The 14,563-nt window shown below is 65.9% G+C and carries 12 protein-coding genes; 8 read left to right on the top strand and 4 right to left on the bottom strand.

Going from position 1 to position 14,563, the window contains the following annotated elements:
• The 3 genes from AC1PQG_RS16445 to AC1PQG_RS16455 all read right to left on the bottom strand — a co-directional run bounded on the left by AC1PQG_RS16445 (position 1) and on the right by AC1PQG_RS16455 (position 2,705).
• Positions 1-594, bottom strand: a complete 594-nt coding sequence (locus AC1PQG_RS16445; RefSeq protein ID WP_481118890.1) for a pilus assembly FimT family protein — start codon at positions 592-594, stop codon at positions 1-3.
• A complete protein-coding gene (locus AC1PQG_RS16450) occupies positions 588-1,010 on the bottom strand; it encodes a type IV pilin protein (protein WP_481118891.1) in 423 nt (140 codons plus the stop codon). Before AC1PQG_RS16450 ends, AC1PQG_RS16445 begins: the two co-directional genes overlap by 7 nt.
• Positions 1,011-1,802: 792 nt before the next feature.
• Positions 1,803-2,705 carry a LysR family transcriptional regulator gene (locus AC1PQG_RS16455; RefSeq protein WP_481118892.1) on the bottom strand — a complete coding sequence of 301 codons (903 nt, stop codon included), beginning with the start codon at positions 2,703-2,705 and terminating at the stop codon, positions 1,803-1,805.
• 187 nt (positions 2,706-2,892) lie between these two features.
• Here AC1PQG_RS16455 and AC1PQG_RS16460 point away from each other — a divergent pair, with 187 nt between their 5' ends.
• The gene (locus tag AC1PQG_RS16460) at positions 2,893-3,585 is read left to right on the top strand and encodes a haloacid dehalogenase type II (protein WP_481118893.1); all 693 of its coding nucleotides are present in this window, start codon (positions 2,893-2,895) and stop codon (positions 3,583-3,585) included.
• 39 nt (positions 3,586-3,624) lie between these two features.
• A complete protein-coding gene (gene aceB, locus AC1PQG_RS16465; RefSeq protein ID WP_481118894.1) occupies positions 3,625-5,223 on the top strand; it encodes a malate synthase A in 1,599 nt (532 codons plus the stop codon).
• A gap of 76 nt (positions 5,224-5,299) precedes the next feature.
• On the opposite strand, the gene pdxR is transcribed toward aceB, so the two are convergent.
• On the bottom strand, positions 5,300-6,790 hold the full coding sequence (gene pdxR / locus AC1PQG_RS16470) for a MocR-like pyridoxine biosynthesis transcription factor PdxR (protein WP_481118895.1): 1,491 nt from the start codon (positions 6,788-6,790) through the stop codon (positions 5,300-5,302).
• Between the two features lie 265 nt (positions 6,791-7,055).
• On the opposite strand from pdxR, the gene AC1PQG_RS16475 reads away from it, so the two are divergent.
• From AC1PQG_RS16475 to gabT, 6 genes are all read left to right on the top strand, one after another.
• The gene (locus AC1PQG_RS16475) at positions 7,056-8,174 is read left to right on the top strand and encodes an ABC transporter ATP-binding protein (RefSeq protein ID WP_481118896.1); all 1,119 of its coding nucleotides are present in this window, start codon (positions 7,056-7,058) and stop codon (positions 8,172-8,174) included.
• Positions 8,175-8,237: 63 nt separating this feature from the next.
• Positions 8,238-9,272: an ABC transporter substrate-binding protein gene (locus tag AC1PQG_RS16480; RefSeq protein ID WP_481118897.1), complete on the top strand. Its 1,035-nt coding sequence runs from the start codon at positions 8,238-8,240 to the stop codon at positions 9,270-9,272.
• A 108-nt stretch (positions 9,273-9,380) separates the two neighbouring features.
• A complete protein-coding gene (locus AC1PQG_RS16485) occupies positions 9,381-10,667 on the top strand; it encodes an ABC transporter permease (RefSeq protein WP_481118898.1) in 1,287 nt (428 codons plus the stop codon).
• A gap of 146 nt (positions 10,668-10,813) precedes the next feature.
• Positions 10,814-11,641, top strand: coding sequence for an ABC transporter permease (locus AC1PQG_RS16490; protein WP_481118899.1), 828 nt, complete (start codon positions 10,814-10,816; stop codon positions 11,639-11,641).
• Between the two features lie 87 nt (positions 11,642-11,728).
• The gene (locus AC1PQG_RS16495) at positions 11,729-13,198 is read left to right on the top strand and encodes an NAD-dependent succinate-semialdehyde dehydrogenase (RefSeq protein ID WP_481118900.1); all 1,470 of its coding nucleotides are present in this window, start codon (positions 11,729-11,731) and stop codon (positions 13,196-13,198) included.
• Between the two features lie 55 nt (positions 13,199-13,253).
• The gene (gene gabT / locus AC1PQG_RS16500; protein ID WP_481118901.1) at positions 13,254-14,558 is read left to right on the top strand and encodes a 4-aminobutyrate--2-oxoglutarate transaminase; all 1,305 of its coding nucleotides are present in this window, start codon (positions 13,254-13,256) and stop codon (positions 14,556-14,558) included.
• Positions 14,559-14,563 lie beyond the last annotated feature (5 nt).

Raw genomic sequence — 14,563 nt, forward strand, 5'->3', positions numbered from 1 at the left:
CTACCCCCCCGGACAATCAGTTGCGGCCAAGATCGGCTGGCAAGCCTGCGGGTTTCCACTGGCAAGCGCCGGATTGCACGTTTTCACCCCTCCTCCAGGTGTCACAAAAACACAGTAGGCAACATTCACCCCCGTCTGCGACACCCGAAAGATCTGCTTCCCGCTCACGGCCACTCCCGTCGAATCCAATACACGCCCGGCCCCACTGAAACGAATGCTTGCAGGCCCCTGGTAGGCGATGCCGCCGGAAATATCCTTTGTTGTGTAGCCGTTCACATAACGATTCGAGGCCGCAGCATCAACCACCCGGATTGTCCAGTTCTTGCCATTCGCCTTGGCGACGAGGCTTGCCACCGACGAGACGCTTGGCACATCGTCTGTTAACAGGAACTCGACATCGCTATTACGTCGAATCGCCTCGGCCTCAGCCTGCCTCAATGCATTTTGGATCAGCTGAGCACCCGACGCGACCGCACCACGCGCTATCAAACCCCCAAAATAAGGCATTGCAACAGCAAGCAGAATGGCCACGATAACCACCGTCACCATCAACTCCAGTAAAGTCACTCCCCGTTGGGCATGTCCGGTCAGCACGATCCCCCCTTGCTCATTAACCAGCAGTTTCCAGTGCTGGATGGTGTTGCCGATTTCTTTTCATTGCTTTCATTGATCGAATACCAGTAGCCACTCATTCCACCCGCCGAGGTTCCGGTAATCTTGAGTGTAAAGGTATTGGCGGTACAAGCCGGGCTGTGGGCGATCGTGAATGGCAGCCCGCTGAAACTGGCGCTAAAATCGGGACAGGAGCCATCTGCCAGTGTGTAAGACCGGTTGGCATTAAAAACCTGCTCCATCCGCACCTTTGCCTCGGACAGGGCCTCAAGGCCCTGCGCGATCTTTCCTCTAGCGATGTGCTCGGTATAAGCCGGGACGGCAATTGCCGTCAGGATGCCGACAATGGCTACGACGATCATCAATTCGATCAAACTAAATCCGCGCATTCTGTTCATGAGCATTCTCCCTGCACACATGATGGAACCCGCCGTCGTCCAAAGCGAGACAACGACGATCAAAGGTGCGTTTATCCAGACAAGCGGTTTGCGATGAACCGTCCGTCTGCCCCTATCCTGATGTGCCCTGCCACTGCAGACGAGACAGCATTCGATGAGGCCTTACCCTGACACATCGCTGCTCGTAGCGAGCGTGCTTTCCATTACCCTCCACTGGGGGGCGCTGATCACTTTGGACAGCGCCCCACACTCCGGTCAGGCGTCCCCCGCGGCTCCCCCCTTGATAGCGAGCTTGCGTACTGCGCCACCGCGATCCCTTCCTCCCGCTCTGCCCAAGCAGCGCTCCGCAGACAGGGTTCCGATCTCCGACGGGCCATCCGACCGACAGGCCATGACGCGCACGCCCTCCTCCCATCAACAGAGTACGGACAAAGCCCCCTCCAACTCCAACGCGGGCTCCGAAGTACCTTTCTTTCCTATTGAGGCCCTGAGCCGCCCTCCAGTGTTACTCACGAAGATAGGTCCACAAGACTGGCCGTCCAACCCGGGGGCTCCATCCGGTCGTCTTCTGATTCAAGTGGATATCGGGGCAGACGGCCGTGTGGTTCGAGCCACGCCAGTTTGTACGCCATACACGTGCCACGCAGCTGCAACATATGCCAGCTTTATCCACGACTGGAGCTTTTCACCTGCCGAAATTCTGGGACATCCGGTCCCCAGTCGCATCGCGATTGAAATCGAATTGGAGAATCCGTTCGACAGGGATCTGGAGCTCAGCCCACTGACACCTCCTCAGCCCCCCCAATAGTCCAGACGTCCGAACACCCCGCGCAGATGATCGATGAGCAGCCGCACCCGTAGCGGAAGGCGGCGGTTCTGCGGAAAGACGGCGTAGATGCCGGTGGCCGGCGCAGCCCATTCGTCCAGTACCGACACCAGCGCGCCACTCGCCAGATCGCGCTCCACCTCCCACATGGAGCGCCAGGCCAGGCCGATGCCGCCGAGCGCCCATTCATGCAGCACCGTGCCGTCGTTACACTCGAAACGCCCCGAGACCTTGACGGTACGCGTACGTCCCGGCGCGTCGAGATCGGCAAAGACCCAGCCCCGCTGCGGGTCGAGGGACAAGCAATCGTGGCGGGCCAACTCGTCCGGTGTTTGCGGGATGCCATTGCGAGCCAGATAGGACGGGCTTGCCACGACGACCCGCCGGTTGTCCGCCAGGCGCACCGACACCAGGCTCGAATCGCTCAGCTCGCCGATGCGGATCGCGCAATCGACGCCTTCGTTCACCAGGTCCACCAGGCGGTCGCTTAGATCGAGGCTGCAGGTCACCTCCGGATTGGCGGCGAGGAAATCCCTTACCAGCGGCGCCACGTGGCGTCGGCCGAAGCCCGCCGGCGCCGACACCTTGATGTGCCCGCTGGCCTTCACACCGCCCAGGCTCACCGACGCCTCCGCATTGGCGAGGTCGTTGAGGATGCGCTGGCAATCCTCCAGGAAGGCACTCCCCTCGAAGGTGAGGCTCAGCTTGCGGGTGGTGCGCACCAGCAGCTTCACCCCCAGGCGCTCCTCCAGCGCATCGATGCGCCGCCCCATCATCGCCGGCGTCACGCCCTCGGCGCGGGCCGCCGCCGACAGGCTGCCGCGGGTCGCCACGCTGACAAAGGTCTCGATTTCCTTGAAGCTGCTCATTTAATACTAAAAGTAAAAAATCATTTGATTTTATTATGGCTTCTTTTTTGTTTAGTCATTAAATAAACTTCGCTCCAACGTGGTGGAGGAGACGCTGATCGAGCGGCGCCACCGGGAAAAAGCCCGGCAGAAGCGCCCCACAGCACCACCAACAACCAAATGCATTACCGACGAGGACCTCAAGAGCATGGCGCACGCGCCCCGAATCCAGGCTGTTGCATTCGATGCCTTCGGCACGCTCTTCGACGTTTACTCGGTGGGCCTGCTGGCCGAACAGCTCTACCCGGGCAAGGGTGCCGCCCTCGCCGAGCTGTGGCGCATCAAGCAGATCGAGTACAGCTTCATCCGCACCCTGTCCGGCCGCTACAAGCCCTTCTGGGACATTACCCAGGACGGCCTGCAGTACGCCGCCGCACGGCTCGGGCTGGAACTCGACGCCCAGCGCCGCACCCAGCTGATGAACCAGTACGCCTGCCTGTCACCCTTCCCCGAGAACCTGGGCGCGCTACGCACCCTGAAGGAAGCCGGTGTCCCCACTGCCATCCTGTCCAACGGCACGCCCGAGATGCTGCAGGTCGCCGTCAAGAGCGCCGGCATGCATGGTCTCTTCAACCACGTGCTGTCGGTGGACTCGGTGCGCAAGTACAAGACCGCCGCCGACGCCTACGCGCTGGCCCCGCAGGCCTTCGGCTGCCCAGCCGAGCGCATCCTGTTCGTGTCGTCCAACGGCTGGGATGCCGCCGGCGCCACCTGGTTCGGCTATACCACATTCTGGATCAACCGCAGCGGCCAGCCCCTCGAGCAACTGGATGTCACCCCCACCGTCCAGGGACGCCTGCTGACCGATGTCGTCGATTACGTGGCGCGCCACCGCGCCTGAACAACTTCAACCCTTTCAACTTCTCAACCAGGAGTCATCATGAGCCTCACCCTCCCCGCCGGCATGCAGATCAATGCCCCGATTCGTCCGGGCTACGAAACCATCCTCACCCCGGAAGCCCTCGAGCTGGTCGCCAAGCTGCACCGCGCCTTCGAAGGCCGCCGCCAGGAACTGCTGAAGGCCCGCGTCGAGCGCCAGGCCCGCATCGACGCCGGTGAAATGCCCGACTTCCTGCCGGAAACCAAGCACATCCGCGAAGGCGACTGGAAGGTCGCCCCGGTGCCCGCCGCGCTGCAGTGCCGTCGCGTCGAGATCACCGGCCCGGTCGAGGCCAAGATGATCATCAACGCCTTCAACTCCGGCGCTGACTCCTACATGACCGACTTCGAGGACTCCAACTCCCCGAACTGGGACAACCAGCTCCAGGGCCAGGTGAACCTCTACAAGGCGATCCGCCGCGAACTATCCTTCAAGAACGAAGCCGGCAAGGAATACAAGCTCAACGACAAGATCGCCACCTTGCAGATCCGTCCGCGCGGCTGGCACCTGGACGAGAAGCACGTCACCGTTGACGGCCAACGCGTCGGCGGCGGCATCTTCGACTTCGCCCTGGTCTTCTTCCACAACGCCAAGGAACAGATCGCCCGCGGCGCCGGCCCCTTCTTCTACCTGCCGAAGATGGAAAGCCACCTGGAAGCCCGCCTGTGGAACGACATCTTCGTGATGGCCCAGGACCACTGTGGCGTGCCCCAAGGCACCATCAAGGCCACCGTGCTGGTCGAAACCATCCTCGCCACCTTCGAGATGGAAGAGATCCTGTACGAACTGCGCAACCACTCCGCCGGCCTCAACGCCGGGCGCTGGGACTACATCTTCTCCTGTATCAAGAAGTTCAAGAAGAACAAGGACTTCTGCTTGGCCCAGCGTAGCGCCATCACGATGGAAGTGCCCTTCATGCGCTCCTACGCGCTGGCCCTGGTGCAGGCCTGCCACAAGCGCGGCGCGCCGGCCATGGGCGGCATGTCGGCCCTGATCCCGATCAAGGGTGATCCGGAAGCCAACGAAAAGGCCCTCGCCGGCATCCGCCACGACAAGACCCGCGACGCCAACGACGGCTTCGACGGCGGCTGGGTGGCTCACCCGGGCCTCGTCTCCATCGCCATGGAAGAGTTCGTCAAGGTGCTGGGCGACAAGCCGAACCAGTTCGAGAAGCAGGTCGAAGGCTCCTTCGGTCCGGCCCAGTGGCTGGACTTCCGTCCCACCACCCCGATCACCGAAGCCGGCCTGCGCAACAACATCAACGTCGGCATCCACTACCTCGGCTCCTGGCTGGCCGGCAACGGCTGCGTGCCCATCCACAACCTGATGGAAGACGCCGCCACCGCCGAAATCTCCCGCTCCCAGGTGTGGCAGTGGGTGGTCAGCCCGAAGGGCATTCTCGACGACGGCCGCAAGGTCACCGAAGAGCTGGTCCGCCCGATGATCGCCGAGGAACTGGCCAAGGTGAAGGCCACCGTCACCGCCCAGGGCGAGGACACCGCCACCTACGACCAGGCCGCCGTGATCTTCGACAAGATGTCGCTGACCGCGGAATACCCGGAATTCCTGACCCTGCCGCTGTACGAGGCGATGGAATAAACGGAGCCTGCGCTTCGTTACGAAAACGGCACCTGCGGGTGCCGTTTTTTCGTCTACCCGCCCGGCGGCAGGCCGCTCAGCCGCGCCGGGCGGCCTTGTCCAGGTGGTTCTCCACCACCCGTGCCAGCTTGATCGCCGCCGGGCGGATCAGCTCATCCGGCACCGCTGCAAAGCCCAGGTTGAGCCCCGGCTCGCTGCGGCTACGGTCCATGTAGTAGAGCGACAGGGGCCGCACCACCACCCCGTCGGCCAACGCATCGGCGGCCAGTGCCGCGTCGTCCACCGGCGCATCGAACAGGTACACCAGTTGCAGCCCGGCATGCCCGCCCGAGACCCGCACGCTGTTGCCCAGCCGCGCGCCCAACTCGTCGAGCAGGATGTCCCGGCGCGTACGGTAAATGCCGCGCATGCGCTTGATGTGGGCGGTGAAATGGCCTGAATCGATGAACTCCGCCAGCGCCGCCTGATCGACCATCCGCCCCTCACGGAACAGCTCCGCGTTGCCGATCGAGAACGCATCGACCAGATCCTCCGGCACCACCATGTAGGACAGGCGCAGGCCGGGAAACATTACCTTGCTCAGGGTGCCCACGTAGATCACCCGCTGGGTGCGCGACAGGCCGAACAGGGATGCCAGCGGCTGGTTGTGGTAGCGCAGCTCATTGTCGTAGTCATCCTCGATGATCCACGCGCCGCAGCGTTCAGCCTGCTCCAGCACCTCCAGGCGCCGCTCCAGGGACAGCACCACGCCGGTCGGGTACTGGCTCGACGGCGACAGGCACATGATGCGCGGCGGCGCCTCCCAGTCTTCCGCCGTCGGCGCGATGCCGCCCGCGTCGAGGGGAATCGCCCGCACGTCGAGCCCCGCCGCGCGCAGCACGTTGCGCGAGCCCCAGTAGCCCGGCTCCTCGATCCAGGCCCGGTCGCCGTGGTCGGTGAGCATCCGCGCGCACAGGTCCACCGCCTGGTGGGAGCCGTTGAGGATCAGGATCTGGCGCGGCGAGCACTTCATCATCCGCGTCACGTGCAGGTACTCGGCGAGGGCCACCTTGAGCGGGCCGTAGCCGCCGTGGGCGTACTGCAGCAGGTGCGACTGGGCCGGCTGGAAGTACTTGCTGAGCAGGCGCCGCCAGATCGCAAACGGAAAGCTCTCGGTATCCGGCACCCCCGGCATGAAGGCCCCGCGCTGGATCCGGCTGCTGCTGCTCGCCGCCGCGATCTCCCCGCCGCGCCGCGACAGGCCCTCCCGCCGCGTCCCGACCAGCCGCTTCGGCGGCGGATGGCGGCCGACCCGTTGCAATGCCTCCGACACGTAGGAGCCATCGCCGATCAGGCCCTCGATATAGCCCTCGGCGAACAGCTGCTCGTAAGCCCGAAGCACCGTATTGCGGCCCATGCCCAAATCCCGGGACAGGGAACGGGTGCCCGGCAAGCGGGTTCCCGGAGGCAGTTGCCCATCGAGAATGGCCTGGCGCAAGGCCAGAAAAGTGCGGATGCGCAGCATCAGGCCTTCCGGCTGGCGGGCCAGGTGCTGCTGCAGCAATTCGACGATCAGACGGTTATCCATGGCAGGGCAAAAGTGGCGTCAATCTTGCGTCAGTCAGGGGTTTCGGAGCAGCGGCAGCACCGTTCTGCACCGCAATACGCGCCGGCCGGCAGACAAGTCCACCGGCCCCGAATGGAAAGGTTCCCGCAAAGTGGTTCCTTCCAGTGCGTAAAAAGTGGCTCTCTACAGAACCGCTTTCGCACCCTACTATGGCCTTAACGAACTCGCAACAAACGGCGCCGACCGATCCGGCACCGCTGTGAACCGCACCCTGGAGGAATACCCAATGGCCGCACAATCCGGCAGTACCCAGCAGGAAGCCCACGTCACCTTCACCCGCGTCCAGAAGACCTACGACGGTGAAACCCTCATCGTCCGCGATCTCAACCTGGAGATCCGCCGCGGCGAATTCCTCACCCTGCTCGGCCCCTCCGGCTCCGGCAAGACCACCTGCCTGATGATGCTGGCCGGCTTCGAGACGCCCACCTCCGGTGAGATCCGCGTCGGCGGCACGGTCATCAACAAGGTGCCGCCGCACCGCCGCAACATCGGCATGGTGTTCCAGAACTACGCACTGTTCCCGCACATGACGGTGGCCGAGAACCTGCGCTTCCCCCTCAGCGTGCGCAAGCTGCCGGCCGCCGACATCGACGCCAAGGTCAAGCGCGCCCTCGCCATGGTGCGCCTCGAAGCCTTCGGCAACCGCTATCCGCAGCAGCTCTCCGGCGGCCAGCAGCAGCGCATCGCGCTGGCCCGCGCACTGGTCTTCGAACCCGAACTGGTGCTGATGGACGAGCCCCTCGGTGCCCTCGACAAGCAACTGCGCGAGCACATGCAGATCGAGATCAAGCACCTCCACGACAGCCTCGGCATCACCTTCGTCTTCGTCACCCACGACCAGGGCGAAGCGCTGACCATGTCCGACCGCATCGCCGTCTTCGACCGCGGCGAGATCCAGCAGATCGACAGCGCCGAATGCCTCTACGAAGAACCGGCCAACGCCTTCGTCGCCGGCTTCATCGGCGAGAGCAACACCTTCCAGGGCACCCTGCTCGAACGTAACGGCGACGCCTGTGCGATCCGCCTGCCGAGCGGCGCGGTCGTCCAGGCCCGGGCCGCCGACGTGGGCGCCGTGGGCAGCAGCGCAGTGGTCTCGGTGCGCCCCGAGCGCATCGTCCTCAACGGTGCCTCCGCTGGCTGCGAGAACCGCTTCAGCGCCAAGGTGAAGGAACTCATCTACCAGGGCGACCACGTCCGCGTGCAGCTCGACCTCGGCAACCAGTCCAGCCTGATGGTCAAGGCGCCGATCTCCCAGCTGAGCCACGAGCTGCGCCCCGAACAGCCCATCGAGGTCGGCATCCCGGCCGCCCACCTGCGCGCCCTGGCCCCCACGCCGAGCGCCTGACGAATCCGCAGCACCCTTCGCTCCTCCCAATCCACGCCATCCCTCACCCGGAGAACCACCACCATGCACGCCCTCAAAACCATCGCCCTCGCCGTCTGCGGCATCCTGTCCTGTAGCAGCGCCATGGCCAGCGAACTGACCCTGATCTCCTTCGGCGGCACCAACCAGAAGGCCCAGGACAAGGCCTTCTACCAGCCCTTCATGAAGAGCAGCGGCAACAAGATCCTGCCCGGCGAATACAACGGCGAGCAGGCCCGCGTGAAGGCCATGGTCGAAGCCCGCAAGGTCACCTGGGACGTGGTGGAGGTCGAATCCCCCGAGCTGGCCCGCGGCTGTGAGGAAGGCCTGTACGAGAAGCTCGACTACAGCAAGATCGGCGGCAAGGACGAATTCATCGGCAAGGCCGTCACCGACTGCGGCATCGGCTTCTTCGTGTGGTCCACGCTGCTCGCCTACAACGCCGACAAGCTGAAGGCCGCCCCCACCAGCTGGGCCGACTTCTGGGACCTGAAGAAATTCCCCGGCAAGCGCGGCATGCGCAAGGGCGCCAAGTTCACCCTCGAAATCGCGCTACTCGCCGACGGCGTCAAGCCCGACCAGGTCTACAAACTGCTCGCCACCAAGGACGGCGCCGACCGCGCCTTCAAGAAGCTCGACCAGATCAAGGGCTCCATCCAGTGGTGGGAAGCCGGCGCCCAGCCGCCGCAGATGCTCGCCGCCGGCGACGTGGTGATGAGCTCCGCCTACAACGGCCGCATCGCCACCGCCCAGAAGGAAGGCAAGAACCTCAAGATGGTATGGGGCGGCAACATCTATGACGTGGAGTCCTACGCCATTCCGAAGGGCGCCCCCAACCGCGACCTGGCCTACAAGTACCTGCAGTTCTCCAGCAAGGCCGAGAACCAGCAAGTCTTCTCCGGCGAAATCCCCTACGGCCCGACCAACCTGAAGGCCGCCAAGGCCATGCCGGCGCAGATCGCCGCCGAACTGCCCACCTCGGCCGCCAACATCGCCAGCGCGCTGCCCAGCAACACCCAGTTCTGGGTCGAGCACGGCGAAGAGCTGGAACAGCGCTTCAACAGCTGGGCCGCCAAGTAAACAGACCGCCGAATGACGCCCGCCATGTCCTCGAGCAGCGCCTCCCCCTCCCCTGCCCTGGATCTTGGCCGGGCGTCACCCGACCGGGCTCCGGCCCCGACGACCACCATGGATGAAGCCCCCATGACCGCCACCACCCTGAGCGCTCCAGACGCTGCCGCCGAGCCCGCCGAACAGGCGCTGCCCCTCAAGACCCGCCTGCAGCGGGCCGAGCGGCGCAAGAAGCTGCTGCACCTGGCGCTGATCGCCCCCCTCGCCGTGTTCCTGCTGCTGACCTTCCTGTGGCCCATCGGCGCGCTGCTCAAGCGCAGCGTGGACAACCCCGAAGTGATCGGCGGCCTGCCCGCCACCGCCGCCGCGCTGGCGCACTGGAACGGCCAGGGCCTGCCGCCGGCCTCGACCCTCGCCGTCTTCGTGAAGGAAATGGAAGGCGCCCGCGGCAGCACCGAACTGGCCTCCGCCGCCAAGCGCCTCAACACCGAGATGACCGGCTACCGCAGCCTGATCATGAAGACCGCCCGCAGCCTGCCGCTGCCCGACGGCAACAACCTGCAGGAAGGCCTCGCCGCCATCGACCCGCGCTGGAGCGAGCCGCACACCTGGCAGGTGATGGCCCGCGCCGGCCAGCCCTACACCAGCTACTACCTGCTGGCCGCCCTCGACCACGCGGTGGATGCCGACGGCGCCATCGTCGCCGCCACCGAAGACCAGGCCATCTACCTGGACGTCCTCGGCCGCACCTTCTGGATGAGCCTGGTGGTCACCCTGTGCTGCCTGGTCCTCGGCTTCCCGCTGGCCTACCTGCTCACCAGCCTGCCCACCCGCAGCAGCAACCTGCTGATGATCCTGGTGCTGCTGCCCTTCTGGACTTCCATCCTGGTCCGCGTCGCCTCGTGGATCGTGCTGCTGCAGTCCGGCGGCCTGGTCAACCAGGCCCTACAGGCCCTCGGCCTCATCGACGAACCCCTGCAGCTGGTGTTCAACCGCCTCGGGGTGTACATCGCCATGACCCACATCCTGCTGCCCTTCATGATCCTGCCGCTGTACTCGGTGATGAAAGGCATCTCGCCGATCTACCTGCGCGCCGCCCAGTCCCTCGGCTGCCCGCCCTTCCAGAGCTTCTGGAAGGTGTACTTCCCGCAGACCCTGCCGGGCGTGTTCGCCGGTTCCCTGCTGGTCTTCATCCTGTCGATGGGCTACTACATCACCCCCGCCCTGCTCGGCGGCCCGCAGGAGCAGATGGCCAGCTACTTCATCGCCTTCTACACCAACGAGACGATCAACTGGGGCATGGCCGCGGCGCTCTCCACCGTGCTGCTCGGCGCCACCCTGCTGCTCTACGTCGTCTATTCCCGTTACGCCGGCCAGGGCCGCAACGCGGCCAAGGCCCGCTGAGATGAAGGACGCCCCCCGACACGCCTGCGGCGTCTCCCCCCACTGGGGGGCAGGCCGGCCGCTTCGGAGCGGCCGTGCGCGGCCGGCCTCAGGCCCGTGCCTGACGACTAGCGCACAGCGCTAGGGATAACTGAGAGGAAAAATTCATGCTGCAAGCCTACGCCTCGCCCCTCGAACGGACCTGGTTCTACGCCCACCGGGTCATCGCCGGCCTGATCCTGCTGTTCCTGATCCTGCCGATCCTGGTCATCGTGCCGCTGTCCTTCAACTCGGACTCCTTCCTGATGTACCCGATGGCCGGCGCCTCCCTGCGCTGGTACGAGGAGATCATCGGCTCCGACGTGTGGCGCAATGCGCTGCTCAATAGCCTGATCGTCTCCCCGGCCGCCACGCTGCTGGCGGTGGTCCTCGGCACGCTGGCCTCCATCGGCCTGGTGCGGGCGGACTTCCCCGGCAAGGCGCTGCTCACCGCCATCCTCATCTCGCCGATGGTGGTGCCGGTGGTCATCGTCGGCGTCGCGGTGTACCTGTTCTTCGCTCCGCTCGGCCTGGCCGGCAGCTACACCGGGCTGATCCTCGCCCATGCCGCCCTCGGCGTGCCCTTCGTCATCACCACCGTCACCGCCACGCTGCAGGGCTTCGACTACAACCTGGTGCGCGCCGCCGCCAGCCTGGGCGCCAACCCGGTGCTGACCTTCTTCCGGGTCACCCTGCCGCTGGTCGCACCGGGCATCGTCTCCGGCGGGCTGTTCGCCTTCGCCACCTCCTTCGACGAAGTGGTGGTCACGCTCTTCCTCGCCAGCCCCGGCCAGGCCACGCTGCCGCGCCAGATGTTTGCCGGCATCCGCGAGAACATCAGCCCGGCCATCGCCGCGGTGGCGACGATCCTGATCGTACTTTCCACCCTCATGCTGCTGACCCTCGAATGGCTCCGCCAGCGCTCCGAGAAGCTGCGCACCGGAAAGTCGCGCTGAGAATTGCGCTGAGAATCGCGCTAAAAACCTAAACCACTGATCCACCTCCGCTTTTTCAATCCCACTCGTGTCGGGAGAGCCCTTCTCATGCCCAAAATCTGTGATTCCACCCTTCTTCGCCATGCCGCCTTCATCAACGGCGAGTGGTGCGGGGCCGACAACGGCGCCACCAGCGAGATCCTCAACCCGGCCAGCGGCGCCAGCCTGGGCGCCGTGCCGGTGATGGGCACGGCGGAAACCCGCCGCGCCATCGACGCCGCCAACGCCGCCCTGCCGGCCTGGCGCCGCCTGCCCGCCGCCCAGCGCGGCAAGCTGCTGCGCGCCTGGTACGAACTGCTGCTGGAAAACCAGGAAGACCTGGCCGTCATCATGACCTGCGAGCAGGGCAAGCCCCTCGCCGAAGCCCGTGGCGAAGTGGCCTACGCCGCCTCCTACCTGGAATGGTTCGCCGAGGAAGGCAAGCGCGCCTACGGCGAAACCATCCCCTCGCCCTTCCCCGACCGCCGCCTGATCGTCACCAAGGAGCCGGTCGGCGTGTGCGCCGCCGTCACGCCGTGGAACTTCCCCGCCGCGATGATCACCCGCAAGGCCGGCGCGGCCCTCGCCGCCGGCTGCACGATGGTCCTCAAGCCGGCTCCGCAGACCCCTTACTCGGCCCTGGCGCTGGCCGTGCTGGCCGAGCGCGCTGGCATCCCCAAGGGCGTCTTCAACGTGGTCACAGGCGACGTGGCCAGCTCCGCCGACATCGGCGCCGAGCTGTGCGCCAACCCCATCGTGCGCAAGCTGTCCTTCACCGGCTCCACCGCCGTCGGCGCCCGCCTGATGGCCCAGTGCGCGCCGTCGATCAAGAAGCTGTCGCTGGAACTGGGCGGCAACGCCCCCTTCATCGTCTTCGACGACGCCGACCTGGACGCCGCCGTACAGGGCGCCCTCGCCTCCAAGTACCGCAACGCCGGCCAGACCTGCGTGTGCGCCAACCGCCTGCTGGTGCAGGACGGCGTGTACGACGCCTTCGCCGCCAAGCTCGCCGAAGCGGTCAAGGCCCTCAAGGTCGGCGACGGCCTGGAGCCCGGCACCACCCAGGGCCCGCTGATCAACGAAGCCGCCGTCGCCAAGGTCGAGCGCCACGTCGCCGACGCGCTGGCCAAGGGCGCCACCGTCCTCACCGGCGGCCAGCGCCACGCCCTCGGCGGCAGCTTCTTCGAGCCCACCGTGCTGACCGGCGTCACCGCCGACATGGCGGTGGCCCGCGAGGAGACCTTCGGCCCGATGGCCCCGCTGTTCCGCTTCGCCACCGAAGCCGACGCCATCCGCATGGCCAACGACACCGAGTTCGGCCTCGCCTCCTACCTCTACAGCCGCGACATCGGCCGCATCTGGCGGGTTTCCGAGGCGCTCGAGTACGGCATGGTCGGCGTCAACACCGGCCTCATCTCCACCGAGGTCGCCCCCTTCGGCGGCGTCAAGTCCTCCGGCCTTGGCCGCGAAGGCTCCAGCCACGGCCTCGATGACTACCTGGAGATCAAGTACGTGGCCCTCGGCGGCCTCGACAGCTGATCCCTTCAAGCCCCTTTTCCATCAAGACATTCAGACCTTCATACGGAGAACAGCAATGAACCAAGCGCTTCAACAACAAAACGCCCACATGATGGCCCGCCGCTCCGCCGCCCTGCCCCGTGGCGTGGGCCAGGCCCACCCCCTGTTCGCCAGCCGCGCCAAGGGCGCCGAGCTGTGGGACGTGGAAGGCCGCCGCTTCATCGACTTCGTGGCCGGCATCGCGGTGGTCAACACCGGCCACTGCCACCCGAAGGTCGTCGAAGCCGCCGCCGCCCAGATGGAAGCCTTCACCCACACCTGCTTCCAGGTCGTCGCCTACGACGGCTACGTGACTCTCGCCGAGCGCCTCAACGCCCTCGCCCCGGTGGCCGGCCCGGCCAAGAGCTTCTTCATGAGCACCGGCGCCGAAGCCGTCGAGAACGCCGTCAAGGTGGCCCGCGCCTACACCGGCCGGCCCGGCATCATCGCCTTCAACGGCGCCTTCCACGGCCGCACCTGCATGACCCTCGGGCTGACCGGCAAGGTTGATCCGTACAAGCTGCGCATGGGCCCCTTCCCGGCCGAGATCTACCACGCCCCCTTCCCCTGCGAGCTGCACGGCACCAGCATCGACGAAGCCATCCACGGCATCGAGCTGCTGTTCAAGAACGACATCGAACCGGCCCGCGTGGCGGCCTTCATCATCGAGCCGGTGCAGGGCGAAGGCGGCTACTACCCGGTGCCCACCGAGTTCCTGCAGCGCCTGCGCGCGCTGGCCGACAAGCACGGCATCCTCATCATCGCCGACGAGATCCAGACCGGCATGGCGCGCACCGGCAAGGTCTTCGCCATCGAGCACAGCGGCGTGCAGCCGGACATCATCACCATGGCCAAGGGCCTCGGCGGTGGCTTCCCGATCTCCGCCATCATCGGCCGCGCCGACGTGATGGACGCCGTCTCCCCCGGCGGCCTCGGCGGCACCTACTCCGGCAGCCCGCTGGCCTGCGCCGCCGCGCTGGCCGTGCTCGACGCAGTGGAAGAAGAGAAGCTGTGCGAGCGCGCAGTGCAGATCGGTGCGCGCATGCAGGCCCGCCTGCGCGACATGGCCAGCTGGGCGCCGTGCATCGGCGACGTGCGCGGCCTTGGCGCGATGGTGGCGATCGAGTTCTTCCACGACGCCGAGCGCACCCGCCCGGCCCCGGAGATCACCAAGGCCCTGGTCGCCGAAGCCTTCAAGCGCCAGCTCCTGCTGCTGTCCTGCGGCAGCTACGGCAACGTGATCCGCCTGATGACGCCGCTGACCCTCGACGACGCGCTGCTGGAAGAAGGCTTCGACGTGCTCGAAGCCAGCTTGCGCGCGGTACTCGCCGCCCAGGGCTAAACGCC

Source organism: Zoogloea sp. GDB6, from assembly GCF_056724105.1.